Origin of the sequence: Methylocella sp. CPCC 101449 (assembly GCF_031921685.1) — a bacterium.
Lineage (GTDB): Bacteria > Pseudomonadota > Alphaproteobacteria > Rhizobiales > Beijerinckiaceae > Terripilifer.
Map to the genome: position 1 here is coordinate 884,256 of NZ_JAPDHU010000001.1, position 22,498 is coordinate 906,753.

At 63.6% G+C, this 22,498-nt stretch carries 20 protein-coding genes and 1 riboswitch; of the genes, 15 read left to right on the forward strand and 5 right to left on the reverse strand.

Annotated features, from left to right (window positions below; genetic code table 11):
* Positions 1–209: 209 nt before the first annotated feature.
* The 14 genes from OIM99_RS03920 to phoB all read left to right on the forward strand — a co-directional run bounded on the left by OIM99_RS03920 (position 210) and on the right by phoB (position 16,609).
* Positions 210–968 carry a 4'-phosphopantetheinyl transferase superfamily protein gene (locus tag OIM99_RS03920; RefSeq protein WP_311849019.1) on the forward strand — a complete coding sequence of 253 codons (759 nt, stop codon included), beginning with the start codon at positions 210–212 and terminating at the stop codon, positions 966–968.
* Between the two features lie 46 nt (positions 969–1,014).
* A complete protein-coding gene (locus tag OIM99_RS03925) occupies positions 1,015–1,470 on the forward strand; it encodes a 2Fe-2S iron-sulfur cluster-binding protein (protein ID WP_311849020.1) in 456 nt (151 codons plus the stop codon).
* A gap of 3 nt (positions 1,471–1,473) precedes the next feature.
* On the forward strand, positions 1,474–3,684 hold the full coding sequence (locus OIM99_RS03930; RefSeq protein ID WP_311849021.1) for a molybdopterin cofactor-binding domain-containing protein: 2,211 nt from the start codon (positions 1,474–1,476) through the stop codon (positions 3,682–3,684).
* 166 nt (positions 3,685–3,850) lie between these two features.
* A complete protein-coding gene (thrC, locus tag OIM99_RS03935) occupies positions 3,851–5,254 on the forward strand; it encodes a threonine synthase (protein WP_311849022.1) in 1,404 nt (467 codons plus the stop codon).
* A gap of 27 nt (positions 5,255–5,281) precedes the next feature.
* Positions 5,282–5,956, forward strand: coding sequence for a GNAT family protein (locus OIM99_RS03940; RefSeq protein WP_311849023.1), 675 nt, complete (start codon positions 5,282–5,284; stop codon positions 5,954–5,956).
* 90 nt (positions 5,957–6,046) lie between these two features.
* Positions 6,047–8,935: an EAL domain-containing protein gene (locus OIM99_RS03945; RefSeq protein WP_311849024.1), complete on the forward strand. Its 2,889-nt coding sequence runs from the start codon at positions 6,047–6,049 to the stop codon at positions 8,933–8,935.
* A gap of 60 nt (positions 8,936–8,995) precedes the next feature.
* Complete coding sequence (locus OIM99_RS03950) at positions 8,996–9,991, forward strand: YbhN family protein (RefSeq protein ID WP_311849025.1); 996 nt, start codon at positions 8,996–8,998, stop codon at positions 9,989–9,991.
* A 119-nt stretch (positions 9,992–10,110) separates the two neighbouring features.
* The gene (locus OIM99_RS03955) at positions 10,111–11,166 is read left to right on the forward strand and encodes an ATP-binding protein (RefSeq protein ID WP_311849026.1); all 1,056 of its coding nucleotides are present in this window, start codon (positions 10,111–10,113) and stop codon (positions 11,164–11,166) included.
* Between the two features lie 147 nt (positions 11,167–11,313).
* The gene (pstS, locus tag OIM99_RS03960; protein WP_311849027.1) at positions 11,314–12,336 is read left to right on the forward strand and encodes a phosphate ABC transporter substrate-binding protein PstS; all 1,023 of its coding nucleotides are present in this window, start codon (positions 11,314–11,316) and stop codon (positions 12,334–12,336) included.
* Positions 12,337–12,424: 88 nt separating this feature from the next.
* Positions 12,425–13,426, forward strand: a complete 1,002-nt coding sequence (pstC, locus tag OIM99_RS03965) for a phosphate ABC transporter permease subunit PstC (RefSeq protein ID WP_311849028.1) — start codon at positions 12,425–12,427, stop codon at positions 13,424–13,426.
* 3 nt (positions 13,427–13,429) lie between these two features.
* Complete coding sequence (gene pstA, locus OIM99_RS03970) at positions 13,430–14,275, forward strand: phosphate ABC transporter permease PstA (RefSeq protein ID WP_311849029.1); 846 nt, start codon at positions 13,430–13,432, stop codon at positions 14,273–14,275.
* Positions 14,272–15,090: a phosphate ABC transporter ATP-binding protein PstB gene (gene pstB / locus OIM99_RS03975; protein WP_311849030.1), complete on the forward strand. Its 819-nt coding sequence runs from the start codon at positions 14,272–14,274 to the stop codon at positions 15,088–15,090. The genes pstA and pstB overlap by 4 nt, the downstream gene beginning before the upstream one ends.
* A 21-nt stretch (positions 15,091–15,111) precedes the next feature.
* Positions 15,112–15,834 carry a phosphate signaling complex protein PhoU gene (gene phoU, locus OIM99_RS03980; RefSeq protein WP_311849031.1) on the forward strand — a complete coding sequence of 241 codons (723 nt, stop codon included), beginning with the start codon at positions 15,112–15,114 and terminating at the stop codon, positions 15,832–15,834.
* A 10-nt stretch (positions 15,835–15,844) separates the two neighbouring features.
* Positions 15,845–16,609 (forward strand): phosphate regulon transcriptional regulator PhoB, encoded by a 765-nt coding sequence (gene phoB / locus OIM99_RS03985; protein WP_311849032.1) that lies wholly within the window; start codon positions 15,845–15,847, stop codon positions 16,607–16,609.
* Between the two features lie 93 nt (positions 16,610–16,702).
* Here the strand turns inward: phoB and OIM99_RS03990 are convergent, their stop codons facing one another.
* Together OIM99_RS03990 and OIM99_RS03995 are read right to left on the reverse strand one after the other, a co-directional pair.
* Positions 16,703–17,239: a GcrA family cell cycle regulator gene (locus tag OIM99_RS03990; protein WP_311849033.1), complete on the reverse strand. Its 537-nt coding sequence runs from the start codon at positions 17,237–17,239 to the stop codon at positions 16,703–16,705.
* Between the two features lie 445 nt (positions 17,240–17,684).
* Entirely contained in the window at positions 17,685–18,878 is a 1,194-nt protein-coding gene (locus tag OIM99_RS03995; protein WP_311849034.1) for an O-succinylhomoserine sulfhydrylase, read from the reverse strand.
* Positions 18,879–18,952: 74 nt separating this feature from the next.
* Positions 18,953–19,031, reverse strand: a riboswitch (SAM riboswitch).
* Between the two features lie 54 nt (positions 19,032–19,085).
* Between OIM99_RS03995 and OIM99_RS04000 the strand changes: the two genes are divergently transcribed.
* Positions 19,086–20,177, forward strand: coding sequence for a 2'-deoxycytidine 5'-triphosphate deaminase (locus tag OIM99_RS04000; RefSeq protein ID WP_311849035.1), 1,092 nt, complete (start codon positions 19,086–19,088; stop codon positions 20,175–20,177).
* Here OIM99_RS04000 and OIM99_RS04005 read toward each other — a convergent pair.
* The 3 genes from OIM99_RS04005 to OIM99_RS04015 all read right to left on the reverse strand — a co-directional run bounded on the left by OIM99_RS04005 (position 20,167) and on the right by OIM99_RS04015 (position 22,390).
* Positions 20,167–20,775, reverse strand: a complete 609-nt coding sequence (locus OIM99_RS04005) for a Pr6Pr family membrane protein (protein ID WP_311849036.1) — start codon at positions 20,773–20,775, stop codon at positions 20,167–20,169. The genes OIM99_RS04000 and OIM99_RS04005 overlap by 11 nt on opposite strands.
* 46 nt (positions 20,776–20,821) lie before the next feature.
* Positions 20,822–21,694 (reverse strand): phosphonopyruvate hydrolase, encoded by an 873-nt coding sequence (locus OIM99_RS04010; protein WP_311849037.1) that lies wholly within the window; start codon positions 21,692–21,694, stop codon positions 20,822–20,824.
* 78 nt (positions 21,695–21,772) lie between these two features.
* Positions 21,773–22,390: a cupin domain-containing protein gene (locus tag OIM99_RS04015; RefSeq protein ID WP_311849038.1), complete on the reverse strand. Its 618-nt coding sequence runs from the start codon at positions 22,388–22,390 to the stop codon at positions 21,773–21,775.
* Positions 22,391–22,498 lie beyond the last annotated feature (108 nt).

The window sequence follows — 22,498 nt, forward strand, 5'->3', positions numbered from 1 at the left end:
GACCGGGGTCAAAGTTGCAGGACCGCCCAACATCCGGCGCGGCCACGACGCGAAACCTAACCGGCCAACCTTACCCGAAGGTTACCTCAATCGCGCAGGAAGGCAGAAAAAATATCGTATTACCAGTAAGATGACGAAAATTTTTGCAATTTGACGGGTGCCCCCCGAAGACGCCAAATGCAACCGCGACAACAGAGGCTTTCAAAGGCGTGCCAGCCGGAATCGAATGGATTTTCGCCGACGGAATCGACCGTCTGGCACAGCCGGACGGCGATGCCACGTCGGCTCATGTCTCGACTCGCGTTCTGGCCGTGGATTTGGACGATCCCCGCACGGTGGCGCTGCAACGGCTGGCGCTCCTGCCGAGCGATCTCGCCGACGAGGCGCGTCCTGGCGCCACCGATCGGCGTTATTTCCGCGCCCGGCGCGCGGCCCTGCGCGCGTTGGTCGCCTGGCAGTTAGGGGTTACGGCCGAAACGATTGAAATCGCTTATGACGCGGCGGGGGCGCCACGGGTTGTTGCACCGGTTCTTCATGCGGTTCTTCCTGGGGTTCTTGCCGCCCCATCGCCCTTCATTTCGGTCTCGGCGCGGGGATCGCGCGCGCTGCTGGCGGTCTCCGCCTCGCCGGTCGGCGTCGATTTCGAGCCCGATACCACAGCCCAACCCATCCTCGACGTTCTGCATCCGCATGAACGGGCGGAACTCGCCACTCTGGACGGGGCGGCCCGCGACCGGCGCTTCCTCGAGATCTGGACCGCCAAGGAAGCCTATCTGAAAGCCCTGGGCGACGGCCTGACCCGCGATCCAGCCACAATCGCCGTGTCCTCTTTCGCAGCTTCCTCTTCCGCCGCCGGCTTGCGGATCGACGACACGGGCGAGACGGCTGCTCTGCTCCAAGGCGAGATCAGGCATTTTGAACTCAACGGTGTCGCGGTCGTCGCATCGTGTATAGTCAGGGCCAACTGAGCGCGACGCGTTCGAACGGCGTCCGCCCCTATCGAGGAGGAAAAGGATGCCCGTTCTCACGGTCAATGGACGCCGGCATGATCTGGCCATTTCCGACGATGTGCCGCTGCTCTATGTGCTGCGCAACGATTTGCACTTGAACGGGCCGAAGTTCGGTTGCGGCCTGGCGCAATGCGGTGCCTGTACGGTGCTGATCGACGGCGAACCGACACGCTCCTGCATCACGCCCGCAGGTTCAGTGAGCGATCGCGCCATCACCACACTCGAAGGCCTCGGCACGCCGGAGAAGCCGCATCGCCTGCAGCAGGCTTTCATCGACGAACAGGCGGCGCAATGCGGCTATTGTTCCAACGGCATGATCATGCGCGCCAAGGCGCTGCTCGACAGCAAGCCCAATCCCAACGCCGCCGACGTCAAACAAGCGCTCGACGACAATCTCTGTCGCTGCGGCGCCCACCAACGCATCGTCCGCGCCGTGCTACGCGCCGCACAGGGGGCCTGAGCCATGAACGCACCGTTCACGCCTTCACGCCGCGATTTCCTTGCCGCTGGCGGCTCTCTTGCCGTTGCCTTCACCGTCCCTGCCTTGGCGCAAGCGCCTGCGGGCGCGCCACGGTTGCCCGGCGATCTGCAAACCAATCGCAAACTGTCGATGTGGTTGCGCATCGAAGCCGGCGGCAAGGTGCGCCTCTTGGTCGGCAAAGTTGAAATCGGCCAAGGCGCGTTGACGGCCGTGCAGCAAATCTGCGCCGACGAACTCTGCGTCGATTTCGATCGCATCGTCCTCACCTCAGGCGACACCGAACTGGTGCCCAACGAAGGTGCGACCGCCGGTTCGCTGTCCATGCCCGGCTGCGGCACCGCCGTGCGCCATGCGGCAGCCGATGCGCGACAGATCCTCGTCAAGCTCGCTGCCGAGAAATGGCAGGTCGACGCGACCAAGCTCGATGTGGAGGACGGCACGATCAGGGGCGACGGCAAGGCCATCAGCTACTGGGATCTTGTCAGCGGCCAGGAATTGGAGATCGAAGCCACCGGGCAAGGCCCGCTGCGGCCACAGGACAAACGCCGCTACATCGGCAAAAGCCATGCGCGCATCGATCTGCCGGCGAAGATGACCGGCCAGGCGATCTTCGTGCAGGACCTGCGCCCGCAAGGCATGGTGCACGGCCGCGTGGTGCGATTGCCCGCCTATGGCGCGAGCCTGCAATCGGCCGACACCGGGGCGATCGAGAAACTGCCCGGCGTGCTGAAAGTGGTGCGCGACGGCTCTTTCCTCGGCGTCATCGCTGAGCGCGAAGAACAAGCCATCGCCGCCGCCGACGCCTTGCGCGAGGCGGCGCGCTGGACCCTGCTCAAGGGCCAGCCCACGTCAGAGACCGTCTATGATTGGCTGCTGGCGCAGGTGCCGCAGGACATCTTGATCAAGGATCAGCCGCGTAAGGAGCGCAGCGCCGCTGTCGCCACGGTCGAAGCGGAATATCGCCGGCCCTATCAGATGCACGGTTCGATCGGCCCGTCCTGCGCGCTTGCCACTTTCGGCAGCGACGGCGTGATGATGATCCAGACGCACAGCCAATCGGTGTTCGAAACGCGCAATGCCATCGCCATGTTGGTGGGGATCGCGCCGCAGAAAGTGCGTTGCCAGCATGTGCAGGGCTCAGGCTGCTACGGCCATAACGGCGCCGACGACGTGGCGGCCGACGCGGCGCTGCTGGCGCGTGCTTTTCCTGGCCGGCCCGTGCGCGTGCAGTGGATGCGCCACGACGAACATAAATGGGAGCCCTATGGCTCGGCCATGGTGACGCGCGTCAAGGCCGGCCTTGATGGCGACGGCAATGTGCTCGACTGGGATTATCAACTGTGGTCGACGTCGCATCTGACGCGGCCGAACAACAACGCCGGTAATCTGCTTGCAGGAGGGGTGCTGGCCAAGGCCTTTCCCCTGCCGACGCCGGTGAACATCGGCGGACCAAACTATGCGGCCGATCGCAACGCCATCCCGATGTATGAGTTTCCCGGCCAGAAAGTGACGACGCATTTCATCACCTCGTTCGCGGCTCGCGCGTCCTCGACGCGCGCGCTCGGCGCTTATGCCAATGTGTTCTCCATCGAAAGCTTCATGGACGAACTGGCCCATCGCGCCAAAGCCGATCCGGTCGAATATCGTCTGCGCAGTCTGAAGAACGAGCGCGCCCGCGCGGTCTTGCAAAAGACCGCCGACATGTTCGGCTGGTCGACATGGAAGAAGCAGCCGAACCATGGCCGCGGCATCGCCTATGCCATGTATAAGAACGTCGCCACCTATTGCGCCGTGGCGATTGAAGTCGAGGTCGACCGCGGCTCCGGCCAGATCAAAGTGCTGCGCGCGGTCTCGGCCAACGATGCCGGCGAGATCGTCTCCCCCGACGGCGTGAAGAACCAGATCGAGGGCGGCATCGTGCAATCGCTCTCCTGGTCGTTGAAGGAGGCGGTGCGCTTCGACGACAGCGGCGTCTTGAGCGAGGACTGGCTGAGCTATCCGATCCTCACCTTCATCGAAGTGCCTGAGATCGAGGTGGAGCTGATCGACCGGCCGGGCCAACCGTTCCTGGGCGCCGGCGAAGCGTCGCAGGGACCGACCGGCGCGGCGCTCGCCAATGCGGTGTTCGACGCCATCGGCGTGCGCTATCGCGAGTTGCCACTGACGCCGGAACGGGTGAAACGGGTGTTGTAGGCCTGTTTTTCGCCGATTTTGGCCTTGGGGCCGGAATAGGTTACAGACTGCGCCGAAATCCAGAGCAAATCGCGTTTCGCGATTTGCCTAGGTCTCTTGTTTCGACGCGTCTTCATGGCGTTTGGCTAAGCCAAACTGTGAAACGCTATGCTCTGACAGGTTCACCGTGCGCTATATTTCGACGCGGGGCGAAGCGCCCGCGCTTTCTTTCACCGATGCTCTGCTGGCCGGCCTTGCCCGTGACGGCGGCCTTTATGTTCCCGAGATGTTCCCGGCCCTGCCGCCCGAGACCATCGCCGGCTTTGCCGGCCGGCCCTATGCGCAAGTGGCGGAAGCGGTGATCGCGCCTTTCGTCGGCGATGAAATCGAACCAGCGGCCTTCCGCGCCATGCTCGGCGACGCCTATGCACAATTCCGCCATCCGGCGGTGACGCCATTGGCGCAGATCGGCGACAATCTGTTCATCCTCGAACTGTTCCACGGCCCGACGCTCGCCTTCAAGGACGTGGCGATGCAGCTTCTGGGCCGCATGATGGACCATGCGCTGAAGGCACGCGGCCAGCGCGCCACCATCGTCGGCGCCACGTCGGGCGATACGGGTGCGGCCGCCATCGAGGCCTTCCGCGGACTCGACCAGGTCGACGTCTTCATCATGTATCCGCACGGCCGCGTCTCGGACATCCAGCGCAAGCAGATGACATCGGTCGATGCACCCAACATTCACACCATCGCGCTGGAAGGCACGTTCGACGATTGCCAGTCGATCCTGAAGGGCCTGTTCAACAACCATCGTTTCCGCGATGAGTTGAAACTATCCGGCGTCAATTCGATCAACTGGGCGCGCGTCGTCGCCCAGACCGTCTATTACTTCACCAGCGCCGTCGTGCTCGGCGGCCCGCATCGGCCGGTGTCTTTCACCGTGCCGACCGGCAATTTCGGCGACATTCTCGCCGGCTATATCGCCAAGCGCATGGGTCTGCCGGTGGACCGGCTCGTCGTCGCCACCAACGAGAACGACATTTTGGAGCGCACGCTCGCCAGCGGCACCTATCAGGTGCGCGGCGTGGTGCCGACGCAGTCGCCGTCCATGGACATTCAGGTGTCGTCGAACTTCGAACGGCTGATCTTCGATGCCTGCGGCCGCGATGCCGCGACCGTGCGCCGTCTGATGGCCTCGCTGCAGCAATCGGGCGCCTTCACTTTGCCGCCGGACACGCTGGCCAAAATCCGGGCCGAATTCGATGCCTTCCGCACCGGCGAGACCGGCACCGCCAAGGAAATGAGCCGCGTCCACGCCGAATGCGGCCTTTTGATCGATCCGCACACCGCCGTCGGCGTCCATGCCGCCCGCAAGGCCCTGGACAAGAATCCGTCGGTGCCGATGGTGGTGCTCGGCACCGCCCATCCGGCCAAATTCGGCGATGCGGTGAAGAAGGCGACCGGCCTGACGGCGCCTTTGCCGCCGCATCTTGCGAAACTCACCGAAGCGCGCGAACATTTCACCGTTCTGCCCAACGACCAGGGCGCCATCGAACGGTTTGTCCGCGAGCGAGCCCGCGCCGCCCGCTAAACCGGCCGAAGCGCGCAGGGGATAAGGATGGCGCTGTTTCGGCTTGGGCCGGCGAACGAGCCGGCCAATTTCATCCGTGGTGAGGGGGTCTATCTGCGACCGCCCCTGCCGCAGGATTTTGTTCCTTGGGCTGAATTGCGCGAGAAAAGCCGCACGTTCCTCGTGCCCTGGGAGCCGACCTGGCCGGTCGACGACCTCACCCGTAGCGCCTATCGCCGCCGGCTGCGCCGGCAGGCGGAGGAAATGGAGCGCGACGAGGCTTTCCCGTTTTTCGTGTTCCGCTCGAGCGATCACACGCTGCTCGGCGGGCTGACGCTCGGCCAGATTCGCCGCGGCGTGTCGCAAACCGGCACATTGGGCTATTGGATGGGCGAAGCCTATGCCGGCCAGGGCTATATGTCGCGCGCCGTGCGCGCCACCCTGGTCTGGGCCTTCGCCACCTTGCGGCTGCACCGCATCGAGGCCGCCTGCCTGCCGCACAATGACCGCTCGATCCGCCTCTTGGAACGCTGCGGCTTCAAACGCGAGGGTTATGCCCGGGCGTATCTGCGAATCAACGGCGCCTGGCAGGACCATGTGCTGTTCGCCATTCTCGACAGCGACCCCCTGCCCGAAGGGCCTGAAACCACGATCGAGACAAATTCCACAGGCCGGACGGGAAAGCTTGCTCAGCTATTCGCCAAAGGCTACCAATCACATTAAAGACACCGTTCTGCGCCAAGGCCATTCAGCCCTGGCTAGGGCGAATTTCGGACCCCTCGGCTGCGGCCGCGTTAACCACGACGGGCTCACTTGCGCCGGTTTCTCGTCTTTTTGCTATTTGCGATCTCAAGCTTCGTCGCCGTTTCCGGCGCGGGAGCCGTTGAACCCATTCGTGTGCCGCTCGACTCGAAGGCCATCGACCTCACCCAGCAGGTCGAGCACTATTCGGGCGAAGGCGACCGCCTGCAGGTGTCGACCGCGCCCGGTGCCGACGGCATCGTCCGCCGTATCGAAGTAAGCGCCGCGCAACAGGGCACGCAACCGGCCTGGATCGTCTTCGCGCTCACCAACGACACCACCGAGCAGATCGAACGGCTGATCGTGGCGCCGCATTTCCGCCTCGCGGGCTCCGGCGTCATCTGGCCTGATCTCGGCGCCTCGCGCATCGCCGCCATCACCGCGAGCCAAGGCTTTCCGCCGGAGCGCGAGGACAGCGCCGACGCCGACGTGTTCCGCCTGACCCTCGATCCCGGCAGCACCGTCACTTACGTCGCCGAGCTGCGCACGCCGAACCTGCCGCAGATCTATCTGTGGGAACCGGATGCCTACAAAGACAAAGTGACCAGCCTGACGCTCTACAAAGGCATCGTCATCGGCATCGCCGGCCTGCTGGCGCTGTTTCTGACCATCGTCTTCGTCGTCAAGGGCGCGGTGATCTTCCCCGCCGCCGCCGCGCTCGCCTGGGCCGTGCTCGCCTATGTGTGCATCGACTTCGGCTTCTGGACCAAGCTCGTCGGCATCGTCGGCGATTCGGATCGGGTGTGGCGCGCCGGCGCCGAAACGGTTCTCGCCGCGACCCTGCTGGTCTTTCTCTTCGCCTATCTCAATCTGAGCCGCTGGCACGTGCGCGCGTCGCATGTGACGGGCGTGTGGCTGTTGTTCCTGGCGGCGCTGGTCGGCCTCGCCGTCTATGACGCGCCGGTCGCCGCCGGCGTCGCGCGCATCTCGCTCGCCGCCATCGCCGTCGCCGGTTTCATCCTGGTGATCTATCTGTCGACGCTCGGGTCCGACCGCGCCATCATGCTGATCCCGACGTGGTTCCTGCTGCTCGTGTGGATGGTCGCCGCCGGCTATACGGTGACCGGCTCGCTCGTCGGCGATCTCGTCTCGCCGGCCTTGATCGGCGGCCTGGTGCTGATCGTCATGCTGATCGGCTTCACCGTCATGCAGATCGCGTTCGCCGGTGGCGGCATCGGCCATGGCAGCGTCTCCGACAGCGAGCGCCGCGCCTTGGCGCTGACCGGCTCGGGCGACATCGTCTTCGACTGGGACGTGGTGTCGGACCGCATCTACGCCAGCCCGGAACTCGAGGTGTTGCTCGGCCTGAAGCGCGGCGCACTCGAAGGGCCGGCCACCGGCTGGTTCGACGTGCTGCATCCCTTCGATCGCGACAAATATACCGCCTGCCTCGATGCGGTACTCGAACAGCGGCGCGGCCGCATCAGCCTCGACTTCCGCCTGCGCGCCGTCGACGGCCATTATTCCTGGTATCATCTGAAAGCCCGGCCGGTGGTCGGTGCCGACGGCGAGGTCATCCGTGTCATCGGCACGTTGAGCGACATCACCGAGCCCAAGACTGCCGAGGAGCGGCTGCTGCACGATGCCGTCCACGACAATCTGACCGGCCTGCCCAATCGCGAAATCTTCTTCGACCGTCTCGACACCGCTTTGACCCAGGCGCATGTCGATCGCGAAATGCGCCCGACGGTGATCGCCATCGACATCGACCGTTTCCGCCAGGTCAACGAGGCCTTCGGCATTCCGGGCGGCGACTCGGTTCTGCTCACCATCGCCCGGCGCCTGACCCGTCTCGTCAAGCCGCAGGACACGCTGGCGCGTCTGTCGAGCGACGAATTCGGCATCATCCTGACGTCCGAGAAGGACAGCAACGCCATCATCCAGATCGCCGACAACCTGCGGCGCAATCTGTTGACGCCGGTCACGATCAGCGATCGCGAATTCGCCCTCACCGGCTCGATCGGCATCGCGCTGTTCGATCCGCAACTGCATCGCCGCCACGAGGACATGCTGAAGGACGCGATGCTGGCGGCCGCCCATGCCAAGAAGTTCGGCGGCAACCGGGTCGAGTTCTTCCGCCCGGGCATGCGCTCGCAGCAAACCGACCGGCTGGCGCTGGAAACCGACCTGCGGCGCGCCCTGGAACGCAGCGAGATCAAGATCGTCTTCCAACCGATCGTACGCCTGGAAGACCGCACCATCGCCGGTTTCGAAGCGCTGCTGCGCTGGGACCATCCGCGCTTCGGCCGCCTCAACCCGGCCGACTTCATTCCGATCGCCGAAGAAACCGGGCTGATCATCGACCTCGGCATTTTCGTGCTCGACCGGACGGCGCGGGAGCTGGCCGCCTGGCAGCGGGCGCTCGACGTGACGCCGCCGATTTTCGCCAGTGTCAACGTATCGTCACGACAATTGCTCAGACACGACCTTCTCAACGATGTGAAAGCCGTGTTGACCCGTTCGGGCGTGCATCGCGGCACCTTGAAGCTCGAACTGACCGAAAGCCTCGTGATGGAAAATCCCGAATACGCGGCGCAAATGCTGCAGCGGATTCGCGAACTCGGCGCCGGCCTGGCGCTTGACGATTTCGGCACCGGCCATTCGTCGCTCGCCTATCTGCAGCGCTTCCCCTTCGACACGATCAAGATCGACAAGAGCTTCGTGCGTCCCGACATGCGTGGCGCCCGCCCGGTGCTGCTGCGCTCGGTGATCGCCATGGCGCATGACCTGGGCATGGAAGTCGTCGCCGAAGGCGCCGAGACCGAAGGCGATACGATCGAGCTCTACCAGCTCGGCTGCGAATATGCGCAGGGCTATGCCTTCGGCCAGCCGATCAGCGCGCTCGATGCCCGCAAGCTCGTCGGCGCCCCGCCGGATGAACCGCTGGTGCGCGCCAGCTAACGCTGCGCTGCAACGCGTCTCACCCTCAGATCACGTCCCTCGAAAGCATTCAGCGTATCGATGGCCAAAGACACGAACACGACCGACGCGGAAGCGGACAAGGGCGGAAACGGCAATCGCTGGCTCGGCATCGCCGGCATGGCGGTCAGCCTGGCGATCCTGGCTTTCTCGGTCTATGTGGTGGCGCAGGTCGTCGCCCATCTCGATTTCGGCCAGGTGGCGGCTGCCGTCACCGCCACACCGCTGAACCACATCGCTTGGGCGATCGCCTTCGGCTGCGGTTCTTATTTCGCGCTGACCTTCTATGACTTCATCGCGCTCAAGCAATTGCGCGAGCCCGTGCCCTACCGCACGGCCGCCGTCGCTTCGTTCAGCGCCTATTCGATGTCCTTCACCCTCGGCTTCCCGCTGTTGACTGGCAGCGCCGCGCGTTACGCGATCTATTCGCGCGCCGGGGTCTCGGCCGGCAATGTCGCGCGCCTCGTCATGCTGTGCAGCCTGCAATTCTGGCTCGGCATGAACGTGCTGGTCGGCGTGAGCCTCCTCCTGCGCGCGCCGCAATTGGCCGAATTCGACAAGCTCGCCGTCTCGATCAATCTGACGCTCGGCGTCGCCGTGCTCGCGGCCGTTCTGCTGTGGTGTCTCTATGTCGGCAGCGGCACCCGCAAGCTGCGCATCAAGAAGGTCGCCTTGGAGCTGCCGGGCCTGAAGCTGACCCTGGCGCAGATCCTCGTGAGCTGCTGCGATCTCCTGTGCGCCGGCTCCGCCCTTTACGTGCTGCTGCCGCAAGGCCACGGCCTCGACTTCCTCACCTATATCGCCGTCTACGTCTTCGCCGTGACGGTCGGCGCGGCCAGCAATGTGCCCGGCGGCATTGGACCGTTCGAGGCGACGTTCCTGAAGGCGCTGCCGGGCGTTTCGGCGGAAGCCCTGCTGGCCGGCCTGCTGCTGTTCCGGCTCGTTTACTATCTTGGCCCCTTCGCCATCGGCCTCCTGGTCTTCCTGGGCCATGAACTGCGGGTCCGGCTGCGCCGCGCCGGCGGCTCCTCGCACTGACGCAAACCCGTCATCTAGCTGACATACACCCGCAGCGGCCGCGAAACGGCGCCAGGGTCTTGCGAAGCAGGGCGCTTGGCTCTACCCCTCACGCAGCGGCACGCAGCGACAGGACAGGCATGAACGACGCCAAACTGCAAACTCCCGCCGAGGCCGACCACAGCCAGATCGTCTCCGCTTTGATCGGCGCTCTGCCTGATCCGGTGCTCGTGGTGGACGGCAACCGCCGCATCATCGCCACCAACAGCGGCGCGCGCATCCTGTTCACCAATGCGACCGTCGGCGGCGCGCTGACCTTGAGCGTGCGTGCGCCCGACATTCTCGATGCGGTGCTGCGGATACTCGATGGCGGCGAACGCGAATGCGTGCTGTGGAGCGAACCGGTGCCGGTGGAGCGCCTGTTCGAGGTTTATGTCTCGGCCTTCACCTACGAAGGTTATCGCGCCGCCGTCATTGAATTTCGCGATCTGACCGAAGCGCGGCGGGTCGAGCGCATGCGCGTCGACTTCATCGCCAATGCCAGCCACGAATTGCGCACGCCGCTGGCCTCCCTGCTCGGCTTCATCGAAACCCTGCAGGGACCGGCCAAGGACGATACCGCGGCGCGCGAGCAGTTTCTCGGCATCATGCGCGATCAGGCCCGACGCATGACGCGACTGGTCGACGACCTCTTGTCGCTGTCGCGCATCGAACAGAACGAACATGTGCGGCCGCAGACGCCGGTCGATCTGGTCGCCATCGTGCGCCATGTGGTCGACACGCTGGCGCCGGTGGCCAATGAAGGCGGCGTCGAGCTGATGGTCTCGACGCCGAAGACGGCGATGATCGCCGGCGACCGCGACGAACTGATTCGCGTCGCCGAGAACCTGGTCGAGAATGCGATCAAATACGGAGCCGGCGGCGGCTCGCCGCAACGGGTCACCGTGTCGGTGACCGAAAGCGGCGGCCTGACGACCTTGGAAGTGCGCGACAATGGCCCCGGCATCCCGCCGGAACACCTGCCGCGGCTGACAGAACGGTTCTATCGGGTCGATGCGCCGACCAGTCGAGCTAAAGGTGGTACCGGCCTTGGCTTGGCAATTGTGAAGCATATCGTCTCACGACATCGCGGCCGGTTGTCGGTCGAGAGCACCCTTGGTTCGGGCAGCACGTTCCGCGTGACCCTCAAAAAATAGTCATTTAGATCAAATAGATACTATGTCATAATAGTGTCTTCTGTTTGTCGCAAAAAGCCTATGCGGGCGCGTTAAGGAACATTCAGGCCGGTGGCGGAAACGCCGTCATGGCCCGCGAAATCCAAAACCAAACCCAAGAGGCGTTGCATGTACCTCAACAAGTTCCTCGGCCTTGCGCTGGTCGCTGGCCTGACCGGAGCGGCTTCCGTCGCTACGGCCGCCGACATCACCGGCGCCGGCGCTACCTTCCCCTTCCCGATCTACTCGAAGTGGGCGGACGCTTATAAGAAAGAAACCGGCAATGGCCTGAACTACCAGTCGATCGGCTCGGGCGCCGGCATCAAGCAGATCCAGGCGAAGACCGTGACCTTCGGCGCCACCGACGCGCCGCTGAAGAAGGAAGACCTCGACAAGTCCGGCCTCGTGCAATGGCCGATGGTGATGGGCGCGATCGTGCCGGTCGTGAACATCGACGGCATCAAGCCGGGCGAAATCGTCCTCGACGGCAAGACGCTGGCCGACATCTATCTCGGCAACGTCAAGAAGTGGGACGACGACGCGATCAAGAAGCTCAACCCGAAGGTGAGCCTGCCGAGCACCGCGATCACCGTGGTTCGTCGTTCGGACGGTTCGGGCACGACCTTCAACTTCACCGACTATCTCGCCAAGGCGAGCTCGGATTGGCAGTCGAAGATCGGTTCCGGCCAGGCGGTCGAATGGCCGGTGGGCGTTGGCGCCCGTGGCAATGACGGCGTCGCCGGCAATGTCGCGCAGACGAAGAACTCGATCGGCTACGTCGAATATGCCTATGCCAAGCAGAACAAGCTGACCTACACGGGCATGGTCAACAAGGCCGGCAAGCACGTGCAACCGACGATCGAAGCCTTCCAGGCTGCTGCCGCGAACGCCGATTGGGCGCATTCGCCGGGCTACTACCAGATCCTGACCGACCAGCCGGGCGACAAGTCCTGGCCGATCACCGCCGCCACCTTCATCCTGATGTACAAGGACCCGGCCGACAAAGCCGCTTCCAGCGAAGCGCTGAAGTTCTTCAGCTGGTCCTATGACAAGGGCGGCAAGATGGCCGAGGAACTCGACTACATCCCGATGCCGGCTTCGGTCGTCGGTCTGGTCAAGAAGACCTGGGCGGACGAGATCAAGTCCAAGTAATTCGACGCTAGCGAGGCGGGCCAACACCCGCCTCGTTCCTCATCGAGGGTCCGCATTGGCGGTGCGGCAAATGTAACAAGGGGCGTATATGACCGACATGGCGTTAGAACCAGCACGAGCAGCGGCCGAACCCGCATTCGATCGCGCCCGCGCGCTCAGTGCCTTCAAACTGGGCGACAAGACTTTCTTTTGGGTGACGCGCCTGTCCGCGCTGTTCGTCCTGATCATTCTCGGCGGCATCATCGTATCGCTCATCATCGGCGCTTGGCCGGCGATCCGAACCTACGGTTTCGACTTTCTCTTCACGCAACGCTGGGCGCCCTCGCTGCAGCCGACGCCGATCCTCGGCGCGCTGGGCCCGATCTACGGCACCATCGTGACGTCGCTGATCGCCATGGCCATCGCCATTCCGGTGGGCCTCGGCATCGCCATCTTCCTCACCGAACTCTGCCCGATGCCGCTGCGCCAGCCGATCGCTGTGGCGATCGAACTGCTCGCCGGCATTCCTTCGATCATCTACGGCATGTGGGGCTTCTTCGTGCTCGGCCCCTTCCTGGCCGATCATTTCGAACCGGCCATCGTCTCGGCCTTCGAGAACGTGCCGATCCTCAACACAATCTTCCAGGGACCGGCCTCGAACCTCAGCCTGTTCAACGCCGCGCTGGTGCTGTCGATCATGATCCTGCCGTTCATCACGGCGATCTCGCGCGACGTGTTCGCCACGGTGCCGCCGGTGCTGAAGGAAGCGGCCTATGGCGTCGGCTGCACGACCTGGGAAGTGGTGCGCAACGTGGTGCTGCCCTATACGCGGGTCGGCGTCATCGGCGGCGTCATGCTGGCGCTCGGTCGTGCGCTCGGCGAGACCATGGCTGTCACCTTCATCATCGGCAATTCGTTCAAGATCTCCGGATCGCTGTTTGCGCCCGGCACGACGATCTCGGCGGCCATCGCCAGCGAATTCGCCGAAAGTGACGGCCTGCATCAATCCGCGCTGATCCTGCTCGGCCTGCTGCTCTTCGTCCTGACCTTCTGCGTGCTGACGGCGGCCCGCCTGATGCTGCGCCGCCTCGAACGCAAAGCGGGAGCGTAAGCGATGAACTCCATCTACGCTTCCCGTCGCCGCTCCGACAAGATCATCAAGGTTCTGTGCTATGCCGCCGCCATCTTCGGCGTCGGCTGGCTGTGCCTGATCCTCTACACGCTGCTGGTCAATGGCCTGGTCGGCCTGCATCCGCGCATCTTCACGCAGATGACCCCGCCGCCCGGCGTCCAGGACGGCGGTCTGCTCAACGCCATCGTCGGTTCGTTGATCATGACTTCGATCGGCGTCGCCATCGGCACGCCGCTCGGCCTGTTCGCCGGCACCTGGCTCGCCGAATATGGCCGCTATTCGAAGCTCACCGGCGTGATCCGCTTCGTCAACGACATCCTCTTGAGCGCGCCGTCGATCATCATCGGTCTGTTCGTCTACGGCGCGATCGTCGTGCCGATGGGCGGCTTCTCGGGGATCGCCGGCTCCATCGCTCTGGCGGTGATCGTCATCCCCGTGGTGGTGCGCACCACCGAGGACATGCTGAACCTGGTGCCCAATCACCTGCGTGAAGCGGCCTCGGCGCTCGGCATGCCGCGCGCCTATGTCATCACCAAAGTGTCCTATTCGGCGGCGCGCGCCGGTCTGATCACCGGCGTCCTGCTCGCCACCGCCCGTGTGGCCGGCGAAACGGCGCCGCTCTTGTTCACTGCCCTGAGCAACCAGTTCTGGAGCGTGAACCTGACGTCGACCATGGCCAACCTGCCGGTCACCATCAACAACTTCGTCAACAACCCCGACCCGAACTGGAAGCAGCTCGCTTGGACTGGCGCTCTGCTGATCACGGTCACGGTTCTGAGCCTCAATATTATTGCCCGCACCCTGGGCGCCGAAAGGAAGCCGAAATGAGTGAGAGTGCCACTGTTCTCAAGCCCGTCGAGTCGCAGCCGGCCAATCGGCCTTCGCCTTCGGACATCAAACTGTCGGTCCGTAACCTCAACTTCTATTACGGCACGACGAAAGCGCTGAAGAACATCAACCTGGAGCTGGAGACCAACAAGGTCACCGCCTTCATCGGACCGTCGGGCTGCGGCAAGTCCACGCTGCTGCGCATCCTCAACCGGATGTACGACCTCTATCCGAACCAGCGCGCCGAGGGCGAGGTTCTGCTCGACGGGCAGAATGTTCTCGACCCGAAACTCGACATCAACCTGCTGCGCGCCCGCGTCGGCATGGTGTTCCAGAAGCCGACGCCATTCCCGATGACAATCTATGACAACATCGCCTTCGGCATCCGCCTCTACGAAAAGCTGCCGAAGAGCGAGATGGACGGCCGCGTCGAAACGGCGCTGCGTGGCGCGGCGCTGTGGGAAGAAGTGAAGAACAAGCTCAATGCCAGCGGCCTCAGCCTTTCGGGCGGCCAGCAGCAGCGCTTGTGCATCGCCCGCACCGTGGCCATCCGCCCGGAAGTGATCCTGTTCGACGAGCCCTGTTCGGCGCTCGATCCGATCTCGACCGCCAAGATCGAAGAACTGATCGACGAGCTGAAGACGCGCTACACGATCGCGATCGTCACGCACAACATGCAGCAGGCGGCGCGTTGCTCGGACAAGACGGCATTCATGTATCTCGGCGATCTGATCGAATTCGACCAGACCTCGAAAATCTTCATGTCGCCGGAACAAAAACAGACGCAGGACTACATCACCGGCCGCTTCGGCTGAGACAGGATTCCGGAGATCAACATGACCACCGACCAGCATACCGTGAAGGCCTATGACGAGGAGCTGCACTTCATCGGCAGCCGCCTCGCCGAAATGGGCGGGATCGCGGAGAAGATGCTTTATGACGCCATCGACGCGCTGTCGCGCCTCGATGCGGACCTGGCTCGCCGCACCATCGAACGTGACCCCAAGCTCGACGCTTTGCAGCGCGAGATCGAAGAAAAGGCCGTGCTGACCATCGCCCGGCGCCAGCCCATGGCCGTCGATCTCAGAGAACTGGTCGCCGCCATCCATATCGCCAGCGATCTGGAACGTGTCGGCGATCTCTGCAAGAACATCGCCAAGCGCACGACGAAGATTTCCGGCGACATGCGCGTGCCGCGCACGCTCGTCGGTCTCAAGCACATGGCCGATATCGCGGCCATTCAGCTCAAGAACGTGCTCGACGCCTATGCTCAGAAGAACGTGGCGGCGGCCGACGAAGTGTGGCGGCGCGACGCTGATGTCGACGCGCTGGAAGACTCCGTCTTCCGCGATCTCCTCACCTTCATGATGGAAGATCCGCGCAACATTTCGTTCTGCACCCATCTGCTGTTCTGCTCGAAGAACATCGAGCGGATCGGCGATCACGCGACCAACATCGCGGAAACCGTACATTATCTCGTCACCGGCGAACCGCTGCCGGTGGAACGACCCAAGGGTGGATCATCGGGTCTTGAGTCTCAAGCAGCGGCGGCAAAATAGAGGCTGATCCATGCAGACTTTCACGAATGAATCGAAACCCGTGTCTGTGAACGACAGGCGGCCACGCAACGAGGCGACCGCACCGCGCATCCTCATAGTCGAGGATGAGCCGGCCATCGCGCTGCTGCTTGCCTACAATCTGGAAGCGGCCGGATTCACCGTGGAAAGGATCGAACGGGGCGACGAGGCGGAAATCCGCCTCGCCGAGGAGGTGCCCGATCTCCTGATCCTCGACTGGATGCTGCCCGGCGTCTCGGGCCTGGAAATCTGCCGACGCCTGCGGGCGCGGGAGGCGACCAAAGGCCTGCCGGTGATCATGCTCACCGCGCGCGGCGAGGAACAGGAACGGGTGCGCGGCCTTTCGGTCGGCGCCGACGACTATGTGGTGAAACCGTTCTCGGTGCCGGAACTGATGGCCCGGGTACATGCTCTTCTGCGCCGCTCGCGGCCGGAACGCATCGCCACCAAGCTGCAACGTGGACCGATCGAACTCGATCGCGAAACGCGCCGCGTCCATCGCAACGGCCGCGAATTGCATCTGGGTCCCACCGAATTCCGGTTGCTCGAACATCTGATGGAAAAGCCGGGCCGCGTCTTCTCACGCGCGCAACTGCTCGACGCGGTGTGGGGCCTGTCCATCGATATCGACGAACGCACGGTCGACGTGCACATCGGGCGCCTGCGCAAGGCGATCAGCCGCGGCCGCGAACGCGATCCGCTACGCACGGTGCGCGGCGCCGGCTATTCCTTCGACGAGACTTTCGAGCGGGATTGATTGCTCGCGGGATTGATCCACTTCACCGAAGCCGAAAAGAAAAAAGGCGTGTGATTGATCACACGCCTTTAACTTTTCCGAATAGCTGCCTGATCAGGTCAGCCGCGGAACCTGCATCTTCGAGCGGTTGCGGCGATCTTGCGCCGGCTGATAGGCCATGCGCGAATGATAGGGGCAGTAGGTGGCACCGGGATCGGACTTGCCGCCGCAGTAGCGGAACTCGGATGTCGCGGGATCGCCGAGCGGCCAGCGGCACATGGCTTCCTTCAGCTCCATGATCGTCACCCGCTCCGACATCGGCAGCAGGACTTCCTCGATCGGCTTGAGCACCGGCGCCTCATAGGCGCGCGGCGCGAAGGCGAGCGCGGTATTGCCGCGCACCATACCACCGCCCATGGTGCCCGACCGCTGAACCGCCGCCGGCCGATGGGCGCGAGGCTGCGAGACACGGGGGCGCGGCGCGGCCGTCGACGGCGCCTTGACGCGGCCCGACAGACCAAGCCGGTGCACCTTGCCGATCACCGCATTGCGCGTGATGCCATTGCCGATCTCGGCTGCGATCTGGCTGGCGCTGTGACCATCCGACCAGAGCTTACGGAGCGTCTCAACGCGCTCATCGGTCCAGGACATGCTGTTCTCCTAAGTCCGTTTTGCCGTGAATCCGTCTGGCCCGCTCCCCGGATGTACCGGTGAGCGTTGGACGCATGTCACGCTTGCTGAAAGGTCCGCCGCACGAAATGTCGTAGTAGACAGCGTTGAATCTACACTAGCCGTAGAATCACGCGCAAGAGTCCCTGTTCAATGTTCATGTGGGTGAAATCCGTTTTCCCCAAGCCCTTCGCTGCTTTTCGACGATCCCGGCGCCGGCTGTGGCGGTATCAACTCCATGCAAACATTGAGTTTGCCGACGCTGGGATGCGGCGCGTCGGGGCCGGCGGACAAGCCTCTACTTATCCACTGCCTTCACGCCGGCAGGACCGTAAACGGCAAGTGTGGCGGGTTTTTGTAGCGCCTTAACGCCCTCTGGCTTGCCTTTGATGGGCTCATCAAAGGCAAGCCAGCAACGTTGTGACGGCTAAATCGCCGCGATGCCGGCCTGGAAATCTTCCAGAATGTCTTCGATGTCTTCGAGGCCGATGGACAGGCGCAGCATGCCCTCGCCAATCCCCATCGCTTCACGATCGGCCTGCGGCAGACGCTGATGGGTGGTCGTCGCCGGATGGGTGACGATGCTTTTCGCGTCGCCCAGATTGTTGGAAATCTTGATGATGGAGAAGGCATTGGCCATGCGGAAGGCGGCTTGCTTGCCACCCTTCACATCGATCACCACCACGGTGCCGCCACCCGACATCTGGCGCATGGCCAGCTCGTGCTGCGGATGATCCTTACGCGAAGGATAGAGCACGTAGTTGATGGCGCTCTGCTCGGCCAGGAAATCGGCCACCCGCTCGGCATTGCGCATCTGCTGGTTGACGCGCAGCGGCAGGGTTTCAAGCGACTTCAACATCACCCAGGCATTGAAGGGGGAGATGGCCGGGCCGGTCTGGCGCAGGAAATTGTGAATGTGCGCCTGGATGAAGGCTTCCGACGCCAGAATGCAGCCGCCGAGCACGCGGCCCTGGCCGTCGACATGTTTGGTCGCCGAATAGACGACGCAATCGGCGCCGAGTTGCAACGGGCTTTGCAGAATGGGCGTGGCGAAGACGTTGTCGACCACCAAAGTCGCGCCGGCATCATGGGCGATCTTCGCCACGGCTGCGATATCGATGATCTCGAGCTGCGGATTGGTCGGGCTTTCGAGGAAGAAGGTCTTGGTATTGGGGCGCACGGCGGCGCGCCATTGCGCGAGGTCGGTGCCGTCCACCAGGGTACAGGCCACGCCGAAACGCGGCATCAGATCCTCAACGACATAGCGGCAGGAGCCGAACAGCGCTTTGGCGGCGACGATGTGATCGCCCGCCTTGAGCTGGCCGACGATGGCGGCGGTGACGGCCGCCATGCCGGTGGCGGTGGCCCGGGCCGATTCAGCGCCTTCCAGCAAGGCCATCCGCTGCTCGAACATGGCCACGGTCGGGTTGGAAAAGCGCGAATACATGAAGCCGGGCTCGTCGCCCTTGAAGCGCCGTTCGGCGGTTTCCATGCTGTCATAGGCATAGCCCTGGGTCAGATACATGGCCTCGGACATTTCGCCGAACTGGGAGCGCAGGGTTCCGCCATGGACCAGGCGGGTGGCGGGACGCAGATGGCGCGGCGACTTGTTCTGACTCATGCTTTTTCTCCACCCGGGGCGGACCGCCGCCCAAAACAAAACCCGGCTCGTTCGAGCCGGGCGCACGGGACTTATCGAGTGCGGACACGACCCCTTAGCCCCTTATTTTACGTGGCGGCAAGCCGGTCGGCCCAAATGACCACGATACTTGTGGTCTAGCCCAGCCGCCGACTTGGCGTCAACCAAGCCTTCAGTTACGCCAGTCCTATGAGCCAGAACCGCGGCATTTTGCCTGCCCACGAGATCGAGGCCCTGCATGGCGCGGGCGCGATCCGCATCGCTGCCCCCTTCGCGACCGGCCAGGTCCAGCCGGCAAGCCTGGATTTACGCCTGGGCAGCCGGGCCTGGCGCATGCGCGCCAGCTTCCTGCCCGGGCCTGAGCGGCCCGTCAGCGCGCGGATCGAGGCCCTGGCCCTGCATGAAATCGACCTGACCCAGGGCGCCGTGCTGGAAACGGGCTGCGTCTATATCGCCGAACTGATGGAAAGCCTGGCTTTGCCGGCCGAAATCGCCGCTTCCGCCAATCCGAAAAGCTCCACCGGCCGTATCGACGTTTTCACCCGCGTCATCGCCGACCGGGCGCATGAGTTCGACCAGATCGAAGCCGGCTACGACGGCAAGCTCTATGCGGAAATTTCGCCGCGCACTTTCCCCGTGCTGGTGCGCAGCGGCTCGCGCCTGTCGCAAGTGCGCTTCCGGCGCGGCCAGGCGCGGCTCGACGATCAAGGCCATCTCGATCTGCACAAGCGCGAGAAACTGGTGACCTCGGCCGAGCCGTCGATTTCAGGCGGCGTGGCGGTCTCGGTCGATCTGGCCGGTTTCGACGGCTCGACCTTGATCGGCTATCGCGCCAAGCGGCACACGGGCCTCATCGATGTCGACAAGCCCGCTGCCCATGCCATGCTCGATTTCTGGGAGCCCATTCACCGGCATGGCCGCGCCGATCTCGTGCTCGATCCCGGCGAATTCTACATCCTCGCCTCTAAGGAAGCGGTGCGCGTGCCGCCCGACCACGCGGCCGAGATGACGCCTTTCGATCCCTTGGTCGGCGAGTTCCGCGTGCATTACGCCGGCTTCTTCGACCCGGGCTTCGGCGCGGCGGAAGCCGGTGGCGCCGGTGCGCGTGCCGTGCTCGAAGTGCGCTCGCATGACGTGCCGTTCATTCTCGAAGACGGGCAGATCGTCGGACGTCTGGTCTATGAGAAAATGGCCGAGACGCCGCGCACGCTTTATGGCGCCGACCTGAAATCGAACTATCAGGCGCAGGGCCTCAAGCTGTCGAAACATTTCAGGGCGTAGAACGGCGGCTCATCCAACTGTCGAGCGCGTAGAACACATAACCGCCGATGACGAAGCCCAGCGCCATCACCACGGCGTTGACGGCGGTTTGCGCCCAACCGATCGTCGCCACATCCATGAAGGGATAGGGATAGCGGCCATCGAGTGCGGCACGTGCGATGGCGTAGATGAAATACACCAACGGCAGCAGAGCCCAGAGCCAGGGATCGACGGACCGCAGACCGCCCTTGCGCGCGAAGATCAGCCAGAACAAGGGCACCAGAACCGGCGTGACGTGGTGCAGCACCAGATCGGCCAGTCTGGCGCCGCCGCTCAATTCGATGAGGCCGCGCAGCAACAGCGTATAGATGACGCCGACGAACAGGATGGCCAGCGTGATGCAGCCGAGCAGGCTTGGCGCCACCCTGCCGCCCAAGGCCAGAATCGTGAAGACGGTCGCCACGAGCAGATTGGCGATCACGGTGAAGAAGCGCAGCATAGCCCAGATGGCCGAAGGCACCGTGCCGGCGAGTTCGGTCGAGGCCTGAAGCTGCACGGCCAATCCGATCCAGGTGACACAGGCGATCACGATCGCCGCGATGCGCGCGGATGTGGTCATCGTCTTCATCGCCCCGCTGCCGATTCAAAAAGGCTCCCGCATCCTATCAGCGCAGATAGGCCTTCTCCAGCGCACGCATATGGGCATCGCCCTGCAATGTGAAAACATCGGCGACAGAAGCGATGTCGGCCTCGACGCCGGCGATACCGCCTTCGGCCAGAATGCGATGGAAGGTGTTCTGCATCGCAGCGACAGCCGCGCGGATGGCATGATTGCCGCAGATGATCAGGCCGACTTTGCCCCAAGCCGCCACATCGGCGAAGGAGAGTTGCGGATAGCTCGTCGGCACCAGAACCAAGGGCACCTGCCCCGGCCAGGCGCGACAGAAGGCGACGATTTCGTCGGGCGTTTTCTGCTTGCTGTGGATGAGAATGGCATCGGCGCCGGCCTCGACATAAGCGGCGGCGCGGCGCAGCGCCTCAGCCTCGCCAAGGCCCGCGATCAAAGCCTCGGTGCGGGCCACGACCAATGGCCCGGCGACCGCCTTGGCGGCAGCGATCTTGCCTTGGAATTCCTCCACCGGCACCAGCTCCTGGCGTCCGCCAGGGCGCAGGCTGCTGTCTTTTGGAAACGTCTTGTCTTCCATGACGACGGCGGCAACACCGGCCGCCACATAGCGCGGCACGACGTAAGAGACGTTGATGGCATTACCGAAGCCGGTATCGAGATCAGCGATCACCGGCGCGTCCTGCACTTCGCCCATCGCGCGCATCATGTCGAGATGCGTATCCATCGAAAGAATGTTGGCATCGGGCACCGCGTAAGAGGCCGAGAGTTCGAAGCCGCTGCCCCAGATGGCATCGAAGCCGGCGTTCGCGGCAAGTTTGGCGGACAGCGGATTGTGCGCGGCCATGGCGAGCGCCGGTCGATGGATATTCAACTTGGCGCGCAAAGCCGCCGCTTTCGGATTGTCTTCCATCACAGGCCTCGTTCTTCGCTGTCCGCGTGGTCTCCTGAATAGGAAATGCCCACGCGGACCGCAACGCCGGCCTGCCGATCAGTCGCTGAGTTCGGGATTGTGCGGACGGAAGCCGCCTTTCACCATATGGCCGAAATGGCCGACGGGCTCCTCCCACATCAGATTGCGCTCGTAGGCACGCCCGACCATGTCCTGCACGACATATTGGATCGCCAATTCCGTGCCGTCGTTGATGTGCTCATGCATGGCCCAGGCCGGGCAGACGAACGTGTCGCCGCGCTCCCAGTTGATGCGTTCGCCTTCGACGATCGAATAACCGGTGCCTTGCATGATGTGATAGATGGCGAAGGAATTATGCCGGTGCGGCAGAATATGTTCGCCCGGCTTGAACGCCTGGATGCCGAGGAAGATGCCGGGCAAAGCGCCGGGATTGTCCTTTGGCGTATCGCCATTGACCAAAGACAGAAAGCGGCGGTCGGCGCGTTTCAGCGGATCGGCGATGAGCATGTCGATCTTGGGCTGCATCGCCTTGAAGCGCCAGATCGACGGGCGAATGTTTTTCGGCAGGATGTGCGGATAATATTCATCGTCGGTCATCATCAGGGCTTCGGCGAGCTTGCTTTCGCCGTTTGAATCGACCGGCGATTGCGCGGTCTCTTGCGCAGTCTTGGGATCGATGCGTTCGGGTGCGTTCATGACAGAGCCCTCCTCTTACGGACTGTCGTTGAGCCTCGGCCTCCTCAATCTCTTCGCCAGGCTCTTGCATCGCTGATTGTGTGATTTTACTATTTGGCAAGCAATTTT